The following is a 21,123-nucleotide window of genomic DNA, read 5'->3' as shown; positions in this document are numbered from 1 at the left end:
TCAGCGTTTTTTCGGCAGGCCGGGCGGATTGATCCGCGATTCGGCGACCGTCTCGCTCTGCAGGCCCCAGCGGTCGATCACCTGCTGGTAGCTGCCGTGCTCGATGGCGTAGGCCAGCGCGTGCTGCACGGCGGTGATCAGACCGTTGTCCTTCTTGGTGAGCACCGCGATCTCGCCTTGCAGCGCCTCGCCCGCACCGGAGAACGTGCCCACGATCCGGGTCTGTTTCGCGGTGGCCGCGTGGTAGATCGCCGTCGGGTTCGGTCCGAGGTAGCCGTCGAGCCGCTGCGAGGCCAGCGCCAGGTAGTAGTCGCTGACCTGCTGGAAGTAGGCGATGTCGATAGGGGGCAGGCCCTCGGCGCGGTTCTGCTCGTTCCACTTCACCAGCAGCTGCTCCTGGTTGGTGCCGCTGCCGACGCCGATCCGCTTGCCCGCCAGGCTCGTGCGGTCCTTGTAGTCCAGTTTGCTCTGGATCGGTACCTCCAGCGCGACGTTGTCCTTGCGGTAGGTCGCGAAGTCGTACTTCTCCTTGCGTTCCTCGGTGACGGTGACGTTGGAGATGAACGCGTCCACCTCGCCGGAGTCCACCCGCACGAAGTTCTGCGACCAATCGGCCACCTGCGCGTCGAGTTTCAGGCCGAGGATGTCGGCGATCAGCGAGGCGAAGTCGACTTCCGAGCCGACCACCGTCTTGTCGTCGGTGGCGTAGAACCGCAGCGGCGGCGCGGTGCCGGACGCGCCGGTCACGATCAGCGTGCCGCGATCGCGGATCGCCTTCGGCACTTCGGCGGCGATGGCATCGACCTTGGCGGCCCGGACGCGGCCGGACTGGGCGGGGGAGAGGTCGAAGGTGATCGAACCGGCGGGCTGCGTGGCGGTGTCCGCCTCGGGTTCGGTGCAGCCGGTGGCCAGCAGCACGACCGCGGTCGCGGCGGCGGTGACCAGGGCGGAGAACTTCATCGGATACCTGTTCGTCAACGGACTCGGGAAAGGAACGCGCGGGTGCGCGGGTGTTCTGGATGGTCGAGGACGACCGAGGGTGGCCCCTGCTCGACGATGACGCCCCCGTCGAGGAACACCACGGTGTCGGCGACCTCACGGGCGAAGCCGATCTCGTGGGTGACGATCACCAGCGCGGTGCCGCGGTGCGCCAGATCGCGGATCACGTCGAGCACCTCGCCGACCAGCTCCGGGTCCAGCGCGGAGGTGGGCTCGTCGAACAGGATCACGCGCGGGCGCAGCGCCAGCGCGCGGGCGATCGCCACCCGCTGCTGCTGTCCGCCCGACAGCCTGCGCGGATACGCGTCGGACAGGTGCCCGATGCCGACCCGCTCCAGCAGCAGGCGCGCCTCGCGCTCCACCTCGTCGCGGTCGCGCCGCTGCGCCGCCAGTGGTGCGAGCGTGACGTTCTCGAGCACGGTCAGGTGCCCGAACAGATTGAACTGCTGGAAGACGAAGCCGATCCGGGCGCGCTGCTTGCGCACCACGCGATCGGGCAGCGCGTGCAGGCGATCGCGGCGCAGTCGATACCCGATCAGCTCGCCGTCGATGTGCACGGTGCCCGCGTCCAGCGTTTCCAGGTGGTTGACCACGCGCAGCAGGGTCGACTTGCCCGACCCGGACGGGCCGATCACGGCCACCACCTCGCCGGAGCGCACGGTGAGGTCGATGCCGCGCAGCACTTCCTGCGAACCGAAGGATTTCCGCACGCCGCGGACCTGCACGGCGGGTACGGCGCTCATCGGGTCGCTCCGCGCGGTGCGGCGGGGCCGGCCTCGGCGGCGATCTCGCGCAGCTTCTGCCACCCGCGTTGCAGCGGTGTCGGCGGCGGCGTGCGGTGCGCGCCCTTGGCGTAGTGGCGTTCGATGTAATACTGCGCCACCGACAGCACGGTGGTGAGCACGATGTACCAGACCGTCGCGACCATGAGCAGCGGCACCACCCGTCCGTTGCGCCCGTAGATGACCTGGACCTGGTAGAACAGCTCGGCGATCGCCATCACCGACACGATCGAGGTGCCTTTGAACAGGCTGATCACCTCGTTGGTGGCGTTCGGCAGGATCGAGCGCATCGCCTGCGGTACCACCACCGTGCGGAACTGCCGCAGCCGTGGAATCCCCAGCGCGGCGGCGGCTTCCAGCTGACCCGCGTCCACCGAGATGAACCCGGCCCGGATGATCTCGGCCGAGTACGCGGCCTGATGCAGCGCCAAGCCGATCACGGCGGCGGTGAAACCGCTGATCACCCCGTTCACCTCGACGGTGAAGAACGCGGGGCCGAACGGGATGCCGACCGACAGGGTCCGGTACAGGTAGGCGATGTTGAACCAGAACAGCAGTTGCACGATCAGCGGGATCGAGCGGAACGCCCAGATGTAGACCCACGAGATCACCCGCAGCACCGGGTTGTTCGACAGCCGGGCGACCGCGAGCGCGGTGCCGAGCAGAAAGCCCAGCGCCGTGCCCCAGACGGTCAGCTCCAGGGTGACCCGCAACGCCGACAGCACCGACTTCGCGGTGATGTACTGCGCGAACGTCGGCCAGTCCCAGCCGGGATTGGTGGCCAGGCCGTGCACGAACTGGGCGAGCAGGATCAGGGCGACGGCGCTGACCACCCAGCGCCAAGGGTGCCGGGTCTTCGCGACGGTAGGCGTCGTGCCGCTCTCGGCGGCGGCCGGTGCGCCGGTCGGGGCCGGTTCGCTCGGCGCGGCGGCCTCGGGCGCGGCGTCCGGCGCGGTGGACGCGCTCATGACGGGTCCTCGATGATCACTTCGGTTCCTCCATCGGTCCCGGCGGAAGCACCCGCACCCGATGACCGGGGGGTTGCTGCGACGTCGACGAGCCAGGTCTCTCGGTCGCTCTGGATGGTTGGCGCCGACCCCCTGACAGGCGGTGTCAGGGGCGAGCCGAATCATGATGCCAAGCAAGGGAAGCTCGGAACAAGAGAAGTAATCACCGTGAGCGTAGAGCTTGTCCACGCGCATTCATCGGATCTATGTAGTAGCCAGAAGTGCGCTGCGCTACCGAGACCGGCTCCGAGCTTCGCCGGCGAGCGACGCGGGACCGAGATGGTCCGAAGCAGCATACGGGTATCGCCGACGCTCGGACACGCGGCGTGAGCTCGGTTCCGGGCAAACAGGACTCGCCACGGAATTGCTGTGCCCAATCTCGGCTGTTGAATGCGTTTGCCGGAGTACTGTCCCCCTCGATTGTTCCGCCGATGAGGAGGTTTCGTGACCATATTGCGCCGTCTGACCCAGTTGTCCGCTGTCGCGACCAGTTCGATCGCCCTCGTGTTCGCCGGGCCGTCCGCCGCGTTCGCGGCTCCGGATGTCACGCTTCCCGCGTTCTCCGAGAATCCCGTGCCGATCGCCGCCCCCGGTGACCTGTTCGGCGCGTATCAAGCCGCGCTCGACGCGCTGCGCGCGCTCGGTATCCAGCCGTTCGCGTACCCGAGCGCGTCGGCGTTCTGCCTCGACAACACCACGGCCGGTCTGGCGCCCGCCGTGGCAGGCGCCATCCCGGGACCGTGGCCGAAGAACACCGTCCAGATTCCCGGCCAGGACCTCAGCGCGGTCAAGGCCGGGCAGGCGATGTTCACCTTCGTGCCCTACGGCCTCGGCCCGGACGGCCCGAACACCGCCGGAATGCAAGTGGCCTGGTTCAATCTGAACACCGGCCGTGGCGGTACGGCCGCCATGGGACCGTTGCCGGAGGTCGCGCGCTCGATGATCCCCGCGGCCGTTCCCTTGGACCTGCGTCCCGCCGCGGAGCAGGCGATCCGGGACTTCCTCGTCGCGTCCCTGCCGATGGGCGGGGTGCGTGCCGTACCGGTGGATACCGGCAAGGGCACGGTTCTCGCCGCGGTGTTCGGCTCGGTCCAGAACGGCGCCAAGTCCTGCGTCTTCCTGCCGACAGTCGGAATCACGCCGGTCCCATGAGTTTCCGGGCCGCCGCGGCGCGCTGCGCTCAGGGCAGCGAGCGCCCCTTCCAGCGCGCCGTGCCGCGGCGGCGGGCCCGGTGCGATCGCACCCACAGCAGCAGATACGCCCCCACCGACACCGGATGCGCTAGGGCGGCCAGCACATCCGAGGGTTTCAGCGGGCCGCCGGTTTCGGTCGAACGGGCCAGCAGTCGCCCGGCAACGGCGGCGAGCCAGCCGATCAGGCCGGTCCGGCGGACCGCACCATGGCCGAGCACCGCGGCCACGGGCGGCACCCAGTACGCAAGGGCGGCAACCAGTCCCACCACCGCTCCGCCCGCTATCGTGCCGTCGTAGGCCGACCAGAGCCAGCGGGTGTAGCCCGCGTCCACTTCCGCGGCGCCGCGATACATCCTGGTGCGGGCCAGCGATCCCGCGGCCACCAGAACGGTGGAGTGACCGGCTCGCCGCAGCGTCCGGGCGATGTCGAGGTCTTCGGTGACGCTTGCGGCCACCGCCGTGTGGCCGCCCACCGCCTGGTAGGCGGCGTTGTCGAACACGAGGAACTGGCCGCAGGCCACCGCCGTGGCGGGCCGCAGGCTTCGATCGGCCGCGGTGACCGGCAGCGTCGAGGCCCATGACCAGCACAGCAGCGGCTGCACCACGGCCTCCGCCACCGAACCCGCCACCTGCAAGGGCCAGGGCGAGACCAGGGCGGCTCGTCGTCCGCGCAGCGCGCCGACCGCCGCCGCGATCGCGGTCGGGGCCAGCCGCACGTCGGCGTCCACGAAGATCAGCACCGGCGTCGACACCTCCTGGGCCAGCCGGACGCAGGCGGCCGCCTTTCCGGTCCAGCCGGACCCCGGGTCGGACTCACTGCGCAGCAGGATGAAACGCGGGTCGCCGTCGATCGCCGCGCGGGCGGCGGCGCCGGTCTCGTCGGTGGACGCGTCGTCGAGGATGTGTACCGCCATGCGCGGCACGCCCACCTGGGCGCGCAGGTCGCCGATCAGCTCGGGTAGCCGGTCGGCCTCGTCGCGTGCCGGGATACAGACGGTGACCGGTTCGATCACCGTCGTCGGGTTGTTCGGCAGCCGCCGCACGGTGATCCGGTTGTACAGCGCGATGCCCGCGCCGAGCACGGACACCGCGGTGGCGAAGGAAGGCAGGATCCGCACCATGCGGGCCACGCTATCCCGGCATACCGACCTGTCGCTCAGCGATTCTGCGTCACCGACCGCCACCAGCGGCTCAGCGAGAAGCCGGCTTCCGGCGCACCGGGCGCGGCGGGGTTGCGGTCCATGTACGCCATGGCGGCGACGATGGCGGCGACCGCGAGCGTGATGCCGCCCGCGATGCCCGCCCAGCCGGCGAACGAGCGGGTGTTCGGGTCGGCGTAACTGACCTCGGCGCGCAACGTGGAGACATCGCCGGGCGGCAGCTTCCAGGAGACGACGTTGTCGCCCTCGCGGCTGCCGTTGGTCTTGGCGACGCGGGCCGGGAACGCGATGGTGAACTGCACGTCCGACCCGTGCGGCGGCACCGATTTCAGATCGACCCGCCCGGTCAGGCCGACCAGGTCGCCGGTGCGCTGGAACTGCAACTGGAACATGCCCTGGGTCTGCTCGGACAGTCCCCCGAGCTGCTGCACCTCGCCGAAGGACAGATCCTCGAAGAAGACCTGGCTGCCCACGTATCCGTCCTGGGCGTACGGTTCCACCCGCACCTTGGCGGCCAGCGTCTCGGGCGCCTTCAGTTGCGGGCCCTTGTCCCCGGCGTCGGCGGGGACCACGGCGGCGACGATCCGTCCGGACACCCGGTCATTGGACGAGACCCCCATCGAAACCTGGACCCGCAGGCAGCCGGCGAGCATCGGGACCAGGATCGCCGCGAGCAGAACGATCGAAGCGGCACGCACCCCGCGGCGTGGGACCCGCCGTGGCGGGAGATCCGGGGTATCGAGCTTCGTGGTGACGGGACTCGGCTGCACGGGTGACATCGTGCCAGGCCATCGGCGCGGAATGAAACGCGCCAGTCGTAGCGCGCGTCGGCGTGCGGTGTCCGGGGAATCGCGCCGGATCAGCGGCGCGCGCGAGCCAGGACGATGAGCAGCGGAATGCCGAGCAGCCCCATGCCGGCGAACCCGTATCCGGCCGATGGCAGTAGACCGAGGAACACCGCGTGCGCCAGCGCCGATCCGAGCCAGGTCCACAGGAAGAAGGCCACCGGGACGGCGACCGTGAGCGCGCGGGCGGCCGGTCGTGGTACCCGCGCCGGATCCGGCGCCGCCCGCTCCCAGACCGCGAGCAAGCAGCCCATCACCAGCGCGACGCCGAACCAGCCGAGATAATTGGTCACCGGAATCCGGTCCAGCCCGGGTAGTCCGGAGTGGGTGTCACACCAGGTCCACTGCCCGTCGGTCACCATCTGCGGATCCAGGAACAGATCCCAGCCCACCGCGCCCACCGCCGTCGCCGCGACCCGCGCGACCGTGCGCCGCGTGCATATCCCGGCCACCACCCACACCGGGTAGATCCCGCCGGTCCAGGCCAGCGGGACGAGCAGCGGCACCGTGAGCAGAGCGGGTCCGAGCCGGTCGGTCGCGTACTCGTAGCAGCCGAACGGTATGCCGGTCGCGGTACCGATCACCTCCGCGGTGAGCCCGATACCGGAGACGATGAGGAGGAAACCGACGGCATAGCGGAGTCCCCTGGTCGCCGTCGCGTGCGTCAGCGCGACGGCGGCGGAGAGCAGCACGACCGCGACGGTGACCCGGTCGCGCGCCGCGCCTGCGGCCAGTGGGTAGCCGATCTGCGCGACGATCGTCAGGACGACCACGACCAGTGGCAGCAGAAAGCTCGCCGAGCGGTATCCGGGCCGGGGTTGCGCCGGGCTCTCCCGCGCGGACGCGGACCGTTGTGTCACCGCGGGCGGCCGATCGCCCGAGTCCGTCATCGTCGCAGCCACCGCGACAATCCGGGCCGGTTCAAGTCGCGCAGCGCCAGGGTGGCGGCCGTGCGGCCGCTGGCGCCGGAGACGCCGCCGCCGGGATGGGTAGAAGCGCCGGTCAGATACAGTCCCGGCGCGCCGGGCACCCGCTGGCCGGCCAGCTCGGGCAGCGGGCGCCATAGCATCATCTGGTCCAGCGACATCTCCACGTGCATCACGTTGCCGCCGACGAGCCCGAGTTCACGCTCCAGGTCCACGGGTGTCTGCACGTGCCTGCGCAGCACGGTATCCGCGAAACCGGGCGCGCGGGAATCGACTTCGGCGACGATCCGGTCGGCTTCCCGCTGCGCGAGGTCGGCCCAGTCGGCGCCGGAGGCCGGTCGGTACGGGTGCCACTGCGCCCACAGCGACAACTGGTGCTCACCGGGCGGCGCGATGGTCGGGTCAACGGCACTGAAGCTCATGGCCAGCACGACCGGCCGGGGCGGGAGGTCACCGGCCAGCGCCGCGCCGTGCGCGCGACGCAACTGCGCGCGATCGGACACCAGGAATTGCAGGCCGCGAGCCGAGTGATCGATCGGGCTGCCGGGATAACGGGGCAGCGCCGAGGTGGCGGCTCGCACCACCATCCCAATCCCTGGACCGACGCGGATGCGCCTGCGCCAGTCGTCGAGCACCGCGCCGTCGAAGCCGCCGCCGCGGAGCAGATCCAGCGTGGTCAGGACGTGGCAACCGGCGATGACGACGCTCGCGCGCAACTCTCGGCCCGACCCGGTGCGCACCCGCCAGCGGTCCCCGTCGCGGCGCAGGGCCGACACAGCGTCGCCCGCGGTCACCACCCCGCCGTCGGACCGCAGCCGCGCCACCAGCGCGGTGGTCAACGCCCCGCTGCCGCCGACCGCACGACCCGGCGGCAGCGTGTGCATGAGCGCGGCGAAGCCCACCATCGGCGCCGTGCCCGGCTCCGACATCGGCGGCCCGGACTGCGCGCCGAACCAGGCCAGCGACGCCTTCAACCGCTCGTCCTCGAACAGCGAGTCCAGCAGCGCATCGCCGGATTGCAAGAACTCCCGCGACAGCGCGCTGCCGCCGTTCTTCGCGTCCAGTCCCCAGAACGATCGGACCAGTCTGCCCGGCGTCGGTGCGCCGCCGAAGGCCCGCATCACTCTGGCGCTGCGCGGACCCCACACCAGGACGAACCGGCGGTAGGCGTCCGCGTCCCGCCGGCCGCACGCCGCCGCGATGGCGGCGCAGGTGGCATCCAGGTCGCGATGGAACACGATGGCGGGGCGGTCCGCGTGCGCCGGGGTGAAACCCCATGGGTCGCAGTCGATGTAGCGCAGGCCGAAACGGTCGAGTTCGAGGTCCTCGACGATGCCGGTGTGGCGGACCATGATGTGCGCCGACGATCCGCGATCGACCCGATGGCCGGGGAACCGCTCGACCGTCGACACCGCGCCGCCGAGGACCTCGTCGCGTTCGAGCACTTCGACCTCGTGCCCGGCGCGGGCGAGGTAGCACGCGGCCACCAACGCGTTGTGGCCCGAGCCGACGACGATCACCGTCACGTGATCCTCACAGCGGCAGCCGCCTGCCGAGGATCGCGAACGGACGGTTGTCGCCCGCGAAGACGAAATTCCGGACCACGTCGGTGAATCCCTGCCTGCGATACAGACGCCAGGCGCGGTTGTCCTCACCGGCGACCTCGGGGGTCGACAGCAGCACCGCACGCTCGGTGCGGTCGCGCAGCAGCCGTTCCAGCAGCGTGCCGCCGATGCCGCGGCCCTGCGCGGCTGGATGCACATGCAGCTCGGTGAGCTCGAAATAGTCCGAGAGCAGTTCGCGCGTGGCGTGTTCCGGCCAGCCCGAGCGCCGCATTCCGCTGTGCACCTGCTGGTGCCACCACTGGTGCGCGGCCCCGCGATAGCCGTAGGCGATCGCCACGATCGGCGCGCGCCGCAGATCGATCCGGCCGGAGTCGTCGGGCAGCACCGCGGCGACCGCCTGCCAGCCGGGCCGGGTGGTGTGCTCGGTCCACATCGGCGCGCGATGGTTCTCGGTCCCGCGCGGATAGTCCATGGCGGCCACGTAGACCGCCAGCGCGTCGTGCAGCCGGGAGCGCAGGGCCGCCACCGAGAGATCGATGACGGCGGGCGCGGGAGTGTGATTGGGCTTGACGGCGGTCATGGCTCTCGTCGGTCGCGCGGACGCGGAAGTTTGTCGGTGGGCGTCTCTATATTGAAGCTCAATTCAAACGTTCGAATACCTGTTCGGTCCGGGCGGTGCTGGAAAGTGGTGGGGCACGCCACCTCCAGCGCGGTATACCGGCCAAGGTACGCGAGGGTGGAGGGACGGCGATGTCTGGTCGAGTGGAACATCCGGGCCGGCCCGGCCGAGCCGGCAAGCTGCTGGAGCGCGCGGACGGGTTGCTCATGCAGGCGGCGGGGGAACGAGATCCGCGGGAGCGGTTCCGCACCGCCTACCTGGCCGCGCTGCGCGGCGCGGGCGCCGTGATCGCGCTCACGGGCGCCGATGCCGCGCCCCGGGCGCGCTCGCGCAACGCGTGGGTGCTGATGCAGCGCGCCGCGCCGGAATTCGTGATGTGGGCGGACTACTTCAGTGCGCGCTCGGAGATCCGGGCGGCGCTGGAGGCAGGCCTGGACCGGAATGTCGACGAACACGAGGCGGACGAGTTCTCTTCGCGGGTGGCGGCATTCCTCCATGACGTGGAAGATCTCCTCGCGGCATCGGCCAGGTTGCGGCCCGCTCCTGGAGTGACCGGCGATATGACCGCTTAGGTATCCCTTCGCTCCGGCCGTGCGCGGGGCTGATGACGGACTACGTCCGACTGTGCCCATTAGGTGGTCTGGCCCTGATCGAACTCGTATCATTGGTGACAGATGGCCGCCAAGGTCGGCTATCTGTCGTCTACCCGGAGGCGACAGCCACGTCCTAGTGCCGGGGGAGGTACCGTGCCACTCTCCGAGCACGAGCAGCGCATGCTCGAACAGATCGAGAGCGCTCTCTATGCTGAGGATCCCAAGTTCGCCTCGTCCGTCCGCGGCGGACGGCTACGTTCGACCTCGAGTCGTCGCAGACTCCAGGCCGCGGCGTTGTTCGTCCTCGGCCTCTTTCTCCTCGTCGCGGGCATCGCGGCGCCCGTGAAGCCCGGCGGCTTCCCGATCATCAGCCTGATCGGGTTCATCGTGATGTTCGGTGCCGGCGTGCTCCTGCTGCTGGGCACCTCCAAGAACATCGCCAAGAACGACCGGTCCGGCGGGCAGGCATCCTCCGGCGGAGGGCGCGGGCGCCAGCGCAAGTCCGGCGGTTTCTCCGAGCGTATGGAGGATCGCTTCCGGCGGCGGTTCGACCAGGAATAGCTCGCCCGTAGTCGGACAACTTCAGCACAACCGGCGACGCCGCACCGTAATGGTGCGGCGTCGCCGGTTCGCGTGCGTGTACCGATCGCGCCGCGGATGATTTTCGAGTCCGATTTCCCCTTCCCCCACACCTCCCCACAAACTTCCCCCACTTCGCCCCCGAACGGTGCCGCACCAGGGGGTTTGCTGGGTGTTTTCGGGCATTTGTCACCTGAGCCGACGCGTGTCGGCGGAACTCGCAAAAGTTCTCCACGCCGGTGATAGCTGACATGACCTGCGGAATCGTCTGAGTGGGGAGCCAGATCACCGCTTGTTTCGATTGAAAGTGGGGGAAAGTGGGGTAATGTGGAGCGCGCAGTACCGAAGGGCCGACCATCGAGGTGATCGACTAGGGAGGTATCGAGATGTTTCTCGGTACCTACACACCTCGCTTGGACGACAAGGGGCGACTCACGTTGCCTGCGAAGTTTCGAGACGATCTGGCGGGAGGGTTGATGGTCACGAAGGGGCAGGACCACAGCCTTGCCGTGTACCCGAAAGAGGAGTTCACCGCGCTCGCCCGGCGGGCCGCGGCCGCGTCTCGAAGCAATCCGCAGGCCCGTGCGTTCGTCCGGGCACTCGCGGCCGGAACGGACGAGCAACGTCCGGACGCGCAGGGCCGGATCGTGTTGTCCGCCGACCATCGTCGCTACGCCAACCTGCAAAGGGATTGCGTGGTGATCGGTTCGGTCGACTTCCTGGAGATTTGGGACAAGCAGGCGTGGGAGTCCTACCTCGCCGAGCACGAGGAGGACTTCTCGCAAGCCGGAGACGAGTCGCTGGGCGGAATCTTCTAGCCGCGGGCGCGCGCGAGTGCCACGCGGTCTCTGCCCGGACGCGGACCCTGACGTACTTCCCCGACGCCAGGTGCCGAAGTTCGGTCAGAGACCACGGGGCATTCGTATCCGTATAGAAAGCACTGTGTATCAAGGCGACCCGTGTGCGGTGCGCGACGACGCGAGGCAGACTCCGGGAGGTCTAGGTGAACCGTGAACAGCGCGGTCCCCGCCATGTTCCGGTTCTGCTGGAGCGAGCCGACGCGCTGCTCGGTCCGGCCTTGGCCGAGCCGGGCTCGGTCTACGTCGACGCGACGCTCGGCCTCGGCGGTCACGCCGAGCATTTCCTGAGCACCTACCCGGGCGTCCGTCTGGTCGGGCTCGACCGCGACACCACCGCGTTGCAGCTGGCCGGCCAGCGGCTCGAGCCGTTCGCCGATCGAATCACGTTGGTGCACACCCGCTATGACGGCATCGTCGACGCGTTGGCGGAGGCGGGGCTGCCCGCCACCGGTTCGGTGTCGGCGATCCTGATGGACCTGGGCGTCTCCTCCATGCAGTTGGACGAGGCCGACCGCGGCTTCGCCTATTCCGTCGACGCCCCGCTGGACATGCGGATGGACCCGACCAGCGGACTCACCGCCGCCGATGTGCTCAATACCTACAGTCACGGCGACCTCACCCGGGTGCTGCGAACCTACGGAGAGGAACGCTTCGCCGGCCGCATCGCCGCCGAGGTGATCCGCCGTCGCCAGAGCAAACCGTTCCGCACCAGTGCCGAACTGGTGGAGCTGCTGTACGCCACGATCCCCGCCGCGACCCGCCGCACCGGCGGGCACCCGGCCAAGCGGACGTTCCAAGCGCTGCGGGTGGAGGTCAACGGGGAGCTCGACTCCTTGCGAGCCGCGCTGCCCGCCGCGCTCGCCGCGCTGCGGGTGGGCGGCCGCATCGTCGTCATGTCCTACCAATCGCTGGAGGACAAGGTGGTCAAGCACGAGCTCGCCGCCCACACCGCGTCCAGGACGCCGGTGGGCCTGCCGGTCGAGCTCCCCGGCATGGGACCGGAGTTCCGGATGCTGACCCGTGGCGCGGAGAAGGCGACCGAACAGGAGATCGAAGACAACCCGCGGGCGGCGCCGGTGCGCATGCGCGCCGCCGAGCGGATCCAGGAGGCGCGGTGAGCGAGCAATGCCCGCACCGCGCCGGCCGGGTGCGGATGTCGCGCAGCGGTAGCGGAGACCGGATGAGACAGCGCGGCGCTGTGCTCGGCCGGGGTCCCCGGAGGACAGAGGAGGGGAATCTATGAGCGTGCGGACGCGGACCGTCGAAGCGCCGGGCCGGGTCGCCCGGCGGGTCCAGGACGCCGAGCGGGTGAAGTCGGGCGCGGCGCAGCGCGCCTACGCGCGGCGGCGAATGCGCGAAACCGGCTCGGACAGTACGTTTCTGCCCGCTGTCCGGCGCTCGGCGATGGCGGCGCGCATCCCGTTCGTCACCGCGATCATCGCCCTGCTCGGTTGCGGCCTCGCGCTGACCTTGCTGCTGACCACCCGCGCCGCGGAGGACAGCTATCAGCTCGGTGACGCGCGGGCCACGAACCGGCGGTTGGCCGACGAGCGCGCGGCCTTGCAGCGCGAGGTCGAGGTCGCCGATTCGGCCCCCGAGCTGGCTCTGCGGGCGCGTGAACTGGGCATGATCCCCGCCAAGGATCCGGCTCGACTGCTGGTCGGCCCGGACGGCTCGGTGACGGTGATCGGCAAGCCGGCCCCGGCTCAGGGCACTCCCGTGCCGCCGCTGAACGCCTCGCCTTCCGAGCGGTCGCCGCGAGGGGAGCGGGTGGTGCCGGTCACCACCACGCCCGGTGCGCCGGTGCCGGGTCAGCCGAACGCGGGATCACCGAACAACGCGCAGGTGACTGCGGCGCCCACCGCGGCGAGCCCGACCCCGGCCTCGGCGATCAACCCGCCACAGCCCGGACCGCCCGCAGCTTCGGTCGCGCCCCAGGCCGCCGCGCCCCAGCCGCCCACGGACGCGGCGCCGACGCAGCCGGAAGCCGCGCAGGCGCCCGACGGAGGGCCGCGGTGAGGCATCCCGGCCCTGCGCCGCGCCGGCGGGGCGGGCCCTCGGCGCCCCGCACCACGGGTGGGCAGCGACCCCCCCGCTCAGCTGTCTCGGACAGTCCGCTCCGGTTGCGCCTCGGCGTCGGCCGGGTGGTCATGCTCGTCGCGCTCGCCGTCGTCACGCTGCAACTGCTGTGGGTGCAGAGCATCGCCGCGCCGGGACTGTCGGCACAGGCGGCCAGCCAGCGCACCACCCATCAGCCCGATCCAGCCACCCGAGGGCCGATCACCGACCGCTACGGCAAGGCGCTGGCCTTCACCGTGTCGGCCAAAGCGCTGCACTTCCGGCCGGTCGCGGTCCGGAAGGAGTTGGCCGACGCCAAGGCCAAGAACGACAAGGCGCCCGATCCGGACCAGCGGTTGCGCGACATCGCGCGCACCATCCACGACAAACTCGGCAAAGACGCGCCCGCGGAATCGGACCTGCTCGCCAAGCTGAACAGCGACGAGCAATTCGTGTTCCTCGCCCAGAACGTCGATCCGCGGATCGCGGACGAGATCACCGACAAATACCCGCAAGTGGGTTCCGATCAGCAGAGTCCCCGGGTGTATCCCGGCGGCTCGCTGGCGGCGAATGTCGTCGGCGCCGTCGGCTGGGACGGTCACGGGCAGATCGGGTTGGAGTCGTCGCTGGACTCGGTGCTGGCCGGTACCGACGGATCGCACACCTACGACCGCGGCTCCGACGGCGCGGTCATCCCCGGCAGTTGGCGGGACGAACAACCCGCGGTCAACGGGTCCGCCGTCGAACTCACCGTGGACTCCGATCTGCAGTACTACGTGCAGCAGCAGGTGCAGCAGGCCAAGGACGTCTCCGGTGCGGGTTCCGCGTCGGCCGTCGTCCTGGACGCCAAGACCGGCCAGGTCTTGGCGATGGCCAACGACAACACCTTCAATCCCCAGCTGGGACCGCAGAAGTGGGCCAATGCCCAGCTGAGCAACCCGTCGGTCACGGACGTGTTCGAACCGGGTTCGGTGAACAAAATCGTCACGGCGGCCGCGGCCATCGAATACGGGCTGACCGATCCCGACGAGGTGCATCAGGTGCCGGGCGCGATCCAGATGGCGGGCGTCACGGTGCACGACGCGTGGTCGCACGGTGTCGAGCCCTACACGACCACCGGAATTTTCGGTAGGTCTTCCAATGTCGGCACCCTGATGCTCGCGCAGCGCGTGGGCGAGGACCGCTTCGCCGACATGGCGCACCGGTTCGGGCTCGGGCAGCGCACGGGCATCGGCCTGCCGGGAGAGAGCGCGGGCCTGATGCCCGACCGGGAGCAGTGGTCCGGCGGCACCTTCGCCAATCTCCCGATCGGCCAGGGCCTTTCGATGACGGCGCTGCAGATGGCCGGGATGTACCAGGCGATCGCCAACGACGGCGTCCGCATTCCGCCCCGGATCGTGCGGGCGAAGATCGCCCCGGACGGCACCCGCACCGAGGAGACCCAGCCGGACGGCGTGCGGGTGGTGAGCAAGCAGACCGCCGCCACCTTGCGGACGATGTTCCAGGCGGTGGTGCAGCGTGACCCGATGAACGCCAACCAGAACGGCACCGGATGGCCCGCGGCCATCACGGGCTATCACGTGGCGGGAAAAACCGGGACCGCGCAGAAGGTCGATCGCGATTGCCGGTGCTACTCCACATCGTCGTTCTGGATCACGTTCGCGGGCATGGTTCCCGCGGAGAATCCGCGGTACGTGATCGGGCTCATGCTCGACGCGCCCGTCCGCAGTTCCGACGGTTCCGGGGGCGGTTCGGTGGCTCCGCTGTTCCACAACATCGCGTCGTGGGCGCTGCAGCGCGACCGTATCCCGCCATCCCCCCAGCCGTCGCGGCAATTCGTCTTGCAGGCAGGGTGATCGAACCCGCTCCGGGTGTGGGATCGGTAGCGAAGACATCGAATCTGTGCGGAGGAAACAGCAGGTGAGTGCGGTGTTCGAGGGCCGGAGGCGAGCGAATGCCCGCCGTGCGCGCCGCGTCCGCACCCGGTGGCGTCCGCGTGCCGCGTGGCGCGGTCCGAGCCGGGCGGACGAAGCCGTAGGGTGCGGTGGGCGACCTCCCCGGCTTTGCGACGGGGCGCATGGTCCCGCCGTGACCGGTCGCCGGTAACCTGACACGTCGATCGCCGCCCCCGAAAGGAGCCTGGTTTCTGTGCAGTCCGGTCAACCGCGCGCAGTGCGGCCAGAGCGTTCGCCGTCGACGCCGCTGGCGTCGCTGGCCGCCGTCATCGGGGCTGCGACGAGCCCCGCATCGGACGTGTCGGTCACCGGTGTCGAGCAGCGCTCGGATGCCGTGCTGCCCGGTGACCTGTTCGCCGCGCTGCCCGGCGCCCGCGCGCACGGCGCGCGTTTCGCGCGGGAGGCCGTCGCGCGGGGCGCGGTCGCGGTACTGACCGACCCGGCGGGCGCGCGGCTCGCCGGGCCGCTCGACGTGCCGGTGCTGGTACGGGAGAACCCGAGAGCGGTGCTCGGTGAGCTGTCGGCCACGATCTACGGCAATCCGTCCGAGCGGCTGCGCATCGTCGGCATCACCGGAACCTCGGGCAAGACCACGACCTCCTATCTGGTGGAGGCGGGTCTGGCCGCCGCGGGACTGTCCACCGCGCTGATCGGCACCATCGAGACCAGGATCGGCGGCAGGCGGGTGCCGAGCGCGCTGACCACTCCGGAAGCGCCGCAGTTGCACGCGATGTTCGCGCTGATGGTCGAGCAGGGCGTGGACGCGGTGGTGATGGAGGTGTCCAGCCACGCGCTGACGCTGGGCCGGGTGGATGGGGTGCGGTTCACGGTGGGCGCGTTCACCAACCTGTCCCAGGACCACCTCGACTTCCACGCCGACTTCGAAGACTACTTCGCCGCGAAACGCAAACTGTTCGAACCGGATTCGCCGGTCGCGGCGCGCACCGCCGTGGTCTGCGTGGACGACGAGTGGGGGCGGCGGCTGGCCGCGGGTCTGCCGAACCCGGTCACCGTGTCGACCACCCGGACCGCCGCCTGGAGCGTCACCGGCGCGGTGTCGGCGCACGGCGGCGAACAAGACTTCACCGCGGCGGGTCCGCACGGCGAAATTCCCGTGCGCCTGCGGCTTCCCGGCCATTACAACGTCGCCAACGGCCTGCTCGCTGTGGCGGTGTGCGCCGCGGTGGGCATCGAGCCGTCGGTCGCGGCCCCGGCGCTGGCGACGGTGGACGTGCCCGGCCGCATGCAGCGGGTGGAGCGCGGGCAGGACTTCTTGGCGATCGTCGACTACGCGCACAAGCCCGCGGCGCTCGAGTCCGTGATCGCTACGCTGCGTGGTCATCTCGCGGCGGACACCGCGGGGCGGCTGGCGGTGGTGGTCGGTGCGGGCGGTGACCGGGACGCGGCGAAACGGCCGCTGATGGGCGCGGTGGGCGCCCGTGGCGCCGATCTGCTGATCATCACCGACGACAACCCGCGTACCGAGGACCCGGCGGCCATCCGCGCCGCCCTGCGCTCCGGGGCGCTGGAAGTCCCGGCGGCCGAACGCGGTGACGTGCGGGAGATCGGGGACCGAGCGGAAGCCATCGCGGCCGCGGTGGCGTGGGCGCGCCCCGGTGACGTGGTGCTGATCGCGGGCAAGGGACATGAGGCAGGGCAGGAGATCCAGGGCGTGAAGCACCCGTTCGACGACCGCGAGGTACTCGCGGCCGCATTGGAAAGACGCAGTCCGCAAGGTAACCACGCGGAGGACTTGACGGTTTCATGATCGAGATGACACTGCGGGAGATCGCGGAGGTCGTCGGCGGCACGCTGCACGACGTCGCAGACCCGGAGGTGCGAGTCACCGGCGGGGTGGAATTCGACTCGCGCCGAATCGTTTCCGGCGGTCTGTTCCTGGCACTGCCGGGCGAGCGCTCCGACGGTCACGACTACGCGGGCGCGGCGATCGCCGCGGGCGCGGTGGCGGTGCTGGCGGCGCGGCCGGTGGGCGTGCCCGCCATCGTGGTCCAGCCCGGCGGCGGCGCCGTGCCGTCGAGTTCGGTTGCGCTCAGCCATGATGCGGACGGATCCGGCGCCGCCGTGCTGACCGCGCTCGCCGCGCTCGCCCGCGCCAGCGTGTCGCGTCTGGCCGCCGACGGCGGGCTCACCGTCGTCGGCGTCACCGGCTCGTCCGGCAAGACGTCCACCAAGGACCTGCTGGCCGCCGTCCTGGCGCCGCTGGGCACGGTGGTTGCCCCGCCCGGGTCGTTCAACAACGAACTCGGTCACCCGTGGACGGCGTTGCGTGCCGACGCGGACACCCGTTTCCTGGTGCTGGAGCTGTCCGCACGCGGGCCGGGGCACATCGCGGCGCTGGCCGAGGTGGCGCCGCCGAGCATCGGCGTGGTACTCAACGTCGGCACCGCGCATCTCGGCGAGTTCGGCAGCCGCGAGGCCATCGCCAAGACCAAGGGCGAACTGGTGGAGGCGCTGCCGCCGACCGGGCTCGCGGTGCTCAACGCCGACGATCCGCAGGTCGCCGCGATGGCAGCGCGCACGCAGGCGCGGGTGGTGCTGGCCGGGCAAGCGGCGACCGCCGAGGTGCGCGCCACCGACATCCGGCTCGACGACCAGGCCAGGGCCGCATTCACGGTGCACACGCCCGCGGGCAGCGCCCAGGTGCGCCTGGCCGTGCACGGCGAGCATCATGTGGGCAACGCGCTGTCGGCGATCGCGGTGGCGCTGGAATGCGGCGCCGACCTCGACACCGTCACCGCGGCGCTGTCCGGTGCGCGCGCCGCGTCTGCCCGCCGGATGGACGTGCGGACCACCGCCGACGGGATCACCGTCGTCAACGACTCCTACAACGCCAATCCGGACTCGGTCCGCGCCGCGCTCAAAGCGCTGGTGAGCATGGCGCGCGCGGGCCGGGCGCCGCGGCGCAGCTGGGCGGTGCTCGGGGAGATGGCCGAGCTCGGCGAGGAATCCGTCATCGAGCACGACGCCATCGGGCGGCTCGCCGTGCGGCTGGACGTCAGCCGGGTGGTCGTCGTCGGTACCGAACGGCCCGCCCGCGCGCTGCACCAAGGTGCGGTGATGGAAGGGTCGTGGGGTGAGGAGTCGGTCCTCGTGCCGGATATCGCGGCGGCGATCACGCTGCTCGACCAGGAAGTGGCCCCCGGCGACGTGGTGCTGGTGAAGGCATCGAAGTCGGTCGGTCTGTGGCGGGTCGCCGAGCATCTGACCGACCCGGGCGCCGTCGCCGCACGCGGCGGCACGGCGGACAACGGGGTGGGACAGGACACGGAGGCAGCAGGATGAGACAGATTCTCTTCGCCGCGGCGATCGCGCTGACGGTCTCGATCCTGCTCACCCCGCTGCTGATCCGGCTGTTCGCCAAGCAGGGCTTCGGGCAGGAGATCCGGGTCGACGGTCCCGCCAGCCACCAGGCCAAGCGCGGTACACCGACGATGGGCGGTGTCGCCATCCTGGTCGGCATGTGGGCCGGTTACCTGGGCTCCCACCTGATCGGCATCGGTTACGACGCCGACGGGCCGTCGGCGTCGGCGTTGCTCGTGCTCGGGCTGGCCACCGCGCTGGGCGCGGTGGGTTTCGTCGACGATTTCATCAAGATCCGCAAGCAGCGCAACCTGGGCCTCACCGCGGCGGGTAAATACCTCGGCCAGCTGCTCTCGGCCGTGATCTTCGGCATTCTCGCCTTGCAGTTCCGCGGCGGCAGTGGGCTCACTCCGGCCAGCAGGCACTTGTCCTACGTGCGCGACATCAGCACCGTGACCATGGGCGTTGTCGTGTTCCTGGTATTCGTCTGCTTCGTGGTGGTCGCGTGGTCCAACGCGGTGAACCTCACCGACGGACTCGACGGGCTGGCCGCCGGATCGATGAGCCTGGTGCTGGGCGGATACGTGATCATCACGTTCTGGCAGTACTACCACGCCTGCGAGACCAAGCCCGCGACCGGTTGCTACAATGTGCGCGATCCGCTGGATCTGGCGTTGGTCTGTGCCGCGGGCGCGGCGGCGTGCGTCGGGTTCCTGTGGTGGAACGCCGCACCGGCCAAGATCTTCATGGGCGACACCGGTTCCCTCGCGCTGGGCGGCCTGCTCGCGGGCCTGTCCATCACCACCCGCACCGAGTTGCTGATGATCGTCATCGGTGCGCTGTTCGTCGCCGAGACGGCGTCGGTGGTGCTGCAGGTCGCGGTCTTCCGCACCACGCGCAACCGGCTGTTCAAGATGGCGCCGTTCCACCACCACTTCGAGCTCAGCAAGTGGGCCGAGACGACGGTGATCATCAGATTCTGGCTCCTGGCCGCGATGGCCTCCGCTGTCGGCCTCGGGCTGTTCTACAGCGAATACCTCTCCGCGGTCGGGTGAACGAGATGGTCGAACATTCTCCGCGGGCTCTGCGCACACCGGGGCCCATGCTGGAATTCCTACGCGGACGCGACGTCCTGGTCGCGGGCTGGGGCGTGTCGGGACGCTCACTGGTGGAACCGCTGCACGATATCGGCGCGCGTCCGGTGGTGACCGACGGCGGCGCCGCTGCCTTGGCCGAGGCGGCCGGGCTCGGGCTGGACGTGGCCACCACCGCGGAACTGGAGACCGCGGACTGGAGCCGGTTCGCGCTGGTGATCACCAGCCCGGGCTGGCGGCCGGACTCGCCGGTGCTGGCGTCCGCGGTCGCGGAGGGCACGCCGGTGTGGGGCGATGTGGAGTTCGCCTGGTGGGTCGATCAGGCCAGGATCTACGGTCCGGTCCGTAAATGGCTGGTCGTCACCGGCACCAACGGCAAGACCACCACCACGCAGATGACCCACGCGATCCTGCGCGCGGCGGGCATCGCCAGCGTCGCGTGCGGCAATATCGGCCTGCCCATCCTGGACGCGTTGCGCCGCAACCCCGGTCCGCAGGTGCTGGCGGTGGAGCTGTCGTCGTTCCAGCTGCACTGGGCGCCGTCGGTGCGCCCGGAGGCGGGCGTCGTGCTCAACGTGGCCGAGGATCACCTGGATTGGCACGGCGGCTTGGACGCTTACGCGGCGGCCAAGGCGAGAGCGCTGGTCGGCCGGGTCGGCGTGGTGGGCCTGGACGATCCGGTCGCGGCCTCGCTGGCCCGCAAGTCCAAGGCGCGCCGGACCGTCGGTTTCCGGGTGGGCGTGCCCGCCGACGGCGAACTCGGCGTGGTGGACGGCAAGCTGCTCGACCGCGCCTTCACCAAGGCCGCGATCCTCGCCGAGGTCGGCGACATCAGCCCGCCCGGCCCCGCAGGCGTCGCCGACGCGCTCGCTGCCTCCGCGCTGACCAGGGCGATCGATGTCGCGCCGCAGTTCGTCCGGGAAGGCTTGATCGAGCACAAGGTCGGCCCGCACCGCGCGGCGTTCGTGCGCGAGCTGGCCGGCGTCGAGTTCGTCGACGACTCCAAGGCCACCAATCCGCACGCCGCGCGCTCGTCGATCCTGGCGCATCCGCAGGTGGTCTGGGTGGCGGGCGGCCAGCTCAAGGGCGCGCACGTCGAGGACCTCGTCGAGGAGGTCGCCGACCATCTGGTCGCGGCGGTGCTGATCGGCCTCGACGCGCCGGTGCTCGCGGCCGCGTTGGCGCGACACGCGCCCGAGGTCCCCGTCGTCGAGCTGGTCGCGGGAGACGATGCACAGATGGGTGACGAAGCGTCGAGGGCCGCCGCGGCCGACGCTGTCATGGCGCGGGCCGTACGAGCGGCCGCCGGGTTCGCCCGCCGCGGCGACACCGTGCTGCTTGCTCCCGCCGCCGCGTCGCTGGACATGTTCGCCGATTACACGCACCGGGGCCGCAGCTTCGCCGCGGCGGTGCACGCTCTGGAAGACGGTGATCTCGGAACCACCGATATCGGGGGTTTGCGATGACCGCCGACCGGGGCGGGCGGGGTATGGGTACCCGCCCCGGTCGGTCGAGTCGCTTTCGCGGACCAGCTGGTTGCCTCGGCGCCCGCTCGTCCGCTGTCCCC

At 70.6% G+C, this 21,123-nt stretch carries 19 protein-coding genes and 1 riboswitch; of the genes, 11 read left to right on the top strand and 8 right to left on the bottom strand.

Going from position 1 to position 21,123, the window contains the following annotated elements:
- From ACT89H_RS14575 to ACT89H_RS14565, 3 genes are read right to left on the bottom strand one after another with little or no spacing between them, the layout of a single operon-like run.
- Positions 1-960, bottom strand: coding sequence for an ABC transporter substrate-binding protein (locus ACT89H_RS14575; RefSeq protein ID WP_445109120.1), 960 nt, complete (start codon positions 958-960; stop codon positions 1-3).
- Positions 961-974: 14 nt separating this feature from the next.
- On the bottom strand, positions 975-1,742 hold the full coding sequence (locus ACT89H_RS14570) for an amino acid ABC transporter ATP-binding protein (protein ID WP_445109119.1): 768 nt from the start codon (positions 1,740-1,742) through the stop codon (positions 975-977).
- Positions 1,739-2,749, bottom strand: coding sequence for an amino acid ABC transporter permease (locus ACT89H_RS14565; RefSeq protein WP_445109118.1), 1,011 nt, complete (start codon positions 2,747-2,749; stop codon positions 1,739-1,741). Before ACT89H_RS14565 ends, ACT89H_RS14570 begins: the two co-directional genes overlap by 4 nt.
- Positions 2,750-2,776: 27 nt before the next feature.
- A riboswitch (SAM riboswitch) is annotated at positions 2,777-2,870 on the bottom strand.
- A 362-nt stretch (positions 2,871-3,232) separates the two neighbouring features.
- Here ACT89H_RS14565 and ACT89H_RS14560 point away from each other — a divergent pair.
- Positions 3,233-3,940: a hypothetical protein gene (locus tag ACT89H_RS14560; RefSeq protein ID WP_445109117.1), complete on the top strand. Its 708-nt coding sequence runs from the start codon at positions 3,233-3,235 to the stop codon at positions 3,938-3,940.
- Between the two features lie 28 nt (positions 3,941-3,968).
- On the opposite strand, the gene ACT89H_RS14555 is transcribed toward ACT89H_RS14560, so the two are convergent.
- The 5 genes from ACT89H_RS14555 to ACT89H_RS14535 form a co-directional block, all read right to left on the bottom strand.
- Complete coding sequence (locus ACT89H_RS14555; RefSeq protein WP_445109116.1) at positions 3,969-5,102, bottom strand: glycosyltransferase family 2 protein; 1,134 nt, start codon at positions 5,100-5,102, stop codon at positions 3,969-3,971.
- Between the two features lie 35 nt (positions 5,103-5,137).
- Positions 5,138-5,920, bottom strand: coding sequence for an LppM family (lipo)protein (locus ACT89H_RS14550; RefSeq protein ID WP_445109115.1), 783 nt, complete (start codon positions 5,918-5,920; stop codon positions 5,138-5,140).
- A gap of 80 nt (positions 5,921-6,000) precedes the next feature.
- On the bottom strand, positions 6,001-6,876 hold the full coding sequence (locus ACT89H_RS14545) for a carotenoid biosynthesis protein (RefSeq protein WP_445109114.1): 876 nt from the start codon (positions 6,874-6,876) through the stop codon (positions 6,001-6,003).
- Entirely contained in the window at positions 6,873-8,438 is a 1,566-nt protein-coding gene (locus ACT89H_RS14540) for a phytoene desaturase family protein (RefSeq protein WP_445109113.1), read from the bottom strand. Before ACT89H_RS14540 ends, ACT89H_RS14545 begins: the two co-directional genes overlap by 4 nt.
- A gap of 7 nt (positions 8,439-8,445) precedes the next feature.
- On the bottom strand, positions 8,446-9,057 hold the full coding sequence (locus tag ACT89H_RS14535; protein WP_445109112.1) for a GNAT family N-acetyltransferase: 612 nt from the start codon (positions 9,055-9,057) through the stop codon (positions 8,446-8,448).
- A gap of 170 nt (positions 9,058-9,227) precedes the next feature.
- Here ACT89H_RS14535 and ACT89H_RS14530 point away from each other — a divergent pair, with 170 nt between their 5' ends.
- From ACT89H_RS14530 to murD, 10 genes are all read left to right on the top strand, one after another.
- Positions 9,228-9,668, top strand: a complete 441-nt coding sequence (locus ACT89H_RS14530) for an SAV_6107 family HEPN domain-containing protein (RefSeq protein ID WP_040865917.1) — start codon at positions 9,228-9,230, stop codon at positions 9,666-9,668.
- Positions 9,669-9,842: 174 nt separating this feature from the next.
- Positions 9,843-10,250 carry an SCO2097 family morphological protein gene (locus ACT89H_RS14525; RefSeq protein WP_445109337.1) on the top strand — a complete coding sequence of 136 codons (408 nt, stop codon included), beginning with the start codon at positions 9,843-9,845 and terminating at the stop codon, positions 10,248-10,250.
- A 404-nt stretch (positions 10,251-10,654) separates the two neighbouring features.
- On the top strand, positions 10,655-11,086 hold the full coding sequence (gene mraZ, locus ACT89H_RS14520; RefSeq protein WP_445109111.1) for a division/cell wall cluster transcriptional repressor MraZ: 432 nt from the start codon (positions 10,655-10,657) through the stop codon (positions 11,084-11,086).
- Positions 11,087-11,271: 185 nt separating this feature from the next.
- The gene (rsmH, locus tag ACT89H_RS14515; RefSeq protein ID WP_445109110.1) at positions 11,272-12,246 is read left to right on the top strand and encodes a 16S rRNA (cytosine(1402)-N(4))-methyltransferase RsmH; all 975 of its coding nucleotides are present in this window, start codon (positions 11,272-11,274) and stop codon (positions 12,244-12,246) included.
- Between the two features lie 121 nt (positions 12,247-12,367).
- On the top strand, positions 12,368-13,147 hold the full coding sequence (ftsL, locus tag ACT89H_RS14510) for a cell division protein FtsL (RefSeq protein ID WP_445109109.1): 780 nt from the start codon (positions 12,368-12,370) through the stop codon (positions 13,145-13,147).
- 131 nt (positions 13,148-13,278) lie between these two features.
- The gene (locus ACT89H_RS14505) at positions 13,279-15,042 is read left to right on the top strand and encodes a peptidoglycan D,D-transpeptidase FtsI family protein (protein WP_445109336.1); all 1,764 of its coding nucleotides are present in this window, start codon (positions 13,279-13,281) and stop codon (positions 15,040-15,042) included.
- 292 nt (positions 15,043-15,334) lie between these two features.
- On the top strand, positions 15,335-16,909 hold the full coding sequence (locus tag ACT89H_RS14500) for a UDP-N-acetylmuramoyl-L-alanyl-D-glutamate--2,6-diaminopimelate ligase (RefSeq protein ID WP_445109108.1): 1,575 nt from the start codon (positions 15,335-15,337) through the stop codon (positions 16,907-16,909).
- The gene (locus ACT89H_RS14495) at positions 16,906-18,444 is read left to right on the top strand and encodes a UDP-N-acetylmuramoyl-tripeptide--D-alanyl-D-alanine ligase (protein WP_445109107.1); all 1,539 of its coding nucleotides are present in this window, start codon (positions 16,906-16,908) and stop codon (positions 18,442-18,444) included. Before ACT89H_RS14500 ends, ACT89H_RS14495 begins: the two co-directional genes overlap by 4 nt.
- Positions 18,441-19,517, top strand: coding sequence for a phospho-N-acetylmuramoyl-pentapeptide-transferase (mraY, locus tag ACT89H_RS14490; protein ID WP_445109106.1), 1,077 nt, complete (start codon positions 18,441-18,443; stop codon positions 19,515-19,517). Before ACT89H_RS14495 ends, mraY begins: the two co-directional genes overlap by 4 nt.
- A gap of 47 nt (positions 19,518-19,564) precedes the next feature.
- Positions 19,565-21,022, top strand: coding sequence for a UDP-N-acetylmuramoyl-L-alanine--D-glutamate ligase (gene murD, locus ACT89H_RS14485; protein WP_445109335.1), 1,458 nt, complete (start codon positions 19,565-19,567; stop codon positions 21,020-21,022).
- Positions 21,023-21,123 lie beyond the last annotated feature (101 nt).

It is taken from the genome of Nocardia aegles (assembly GCF_052545135.1).
This window is presented reverse-complemented; position numbering and strand designations above follow the sequence as displayed.

What these genes read in the sequence shown, in the direction of transcription:
- ACT89H_RS14575 (WP_445109120.1), bottom strand. Translation starts at nt 960, where the DNA reads ATGAAGTTCTCCGCCCTGGTCACCGCCGCCGCGACCGCGGTCGTGCTG.
- ACT89H_RS14570 (WP_445109119.1), bottom strand. Translation starts at nt 1,742, where the DNA reads ATGAGCGCCGTACCCGCCGTGCAGGTCCGCGGCGTGCGGAAATCCTTC.
- ACT89H_RS14565 (WP_445109118.1), bottom strand. Translation starts at nt 2,749, where the DNA reads ATGAGCGCGTCCACCGCGCCGGACGCCGCGCCCGAGGCCGCCGCGCCG.
- ACT89H_RS14555 (WP_445109116.1), bottom strand. Translation starts at nt 5,102, where the DNA reads ATGGTGCGGATCCTGCCTTCCTTCGCCACCGCGGTGTCCGTGCTCGGC.
- ACT89H_RS14550 (WP_445109115.1), bottom strand. Translation starts at nt 5,920, where the DNA reads ATGTCACCCGTGCAGCCGAGTCCCGTCACCACGAAGCTCGATACCCCG.
- ACT89H_RS14545 (WP_445109114.1), bottom strand. Translation starts at nt 6,876, where the DNA reads ATGACGGACTCGGGCGATCGGCCGCCCGCGGTGACACAACGGTCCGCG.
- ACT89H_RS14535 (WP_445109112.1), bottom strand. Translation starts at nt 9,057, where the DNA reads ATGACCGCCGTCAAGCCCAATCACACTCCCGCGCCCGCCGTCATCGAT.
- ACT89H_RS14530 (WP_040865917.1), top strand. Translation starts at nt 9,228, where the DNA reads ATGTCTGGTCGAGTGGAACATCCGGGCCGGCCCGGCCGAGCCGGCAAG.
- mraZ (WP_445109111.1), top strand. Translation starts at nt 10,655, where the DNA reads ATGTTTCTCGGTACCTACACACCTCGCTTGGACGACAAGGGGCGACTC.
- ftsL (WP_445109109.1), top strand. Translation starts at nt 12,368, where the DNA reads ATGAGCGTGCGGACGCGGACCGTCGAAGCGCCGGGCCGGGTCGCCCGG.
- ACT89H_RS14505 (WP_445109336.1), top strand. Translation starts at nt 13,279, where the DNA reads ATGCTCGTCGCGCTCGCCGTCGTCACGCTGCAACTGCTGTGGGTGCAG.
- ACT89H_RS14495 (WP_445109107.1), top strand. Translation starts at nt 16,906, where the DNA reads ATGATCGAGATGACACTGCGGGAGATCGCGGAGGTCGTCGGCGGCACG.
- mraY (WP_445109106.1), top strand. Translation starts at nt 18,441, where the DNA reads ATGAGACAGATTCTCTTCGCCGCGGCGATCGCGCTGACGGTCTCGATC.
- murD (WP_445109335.1), top strand. Translation starts at nt 19,565, where the DNA reads ATGCTGGAATTCCTACGCGGACGCGACGTCCTGGTCGCGGGCTGGGGC.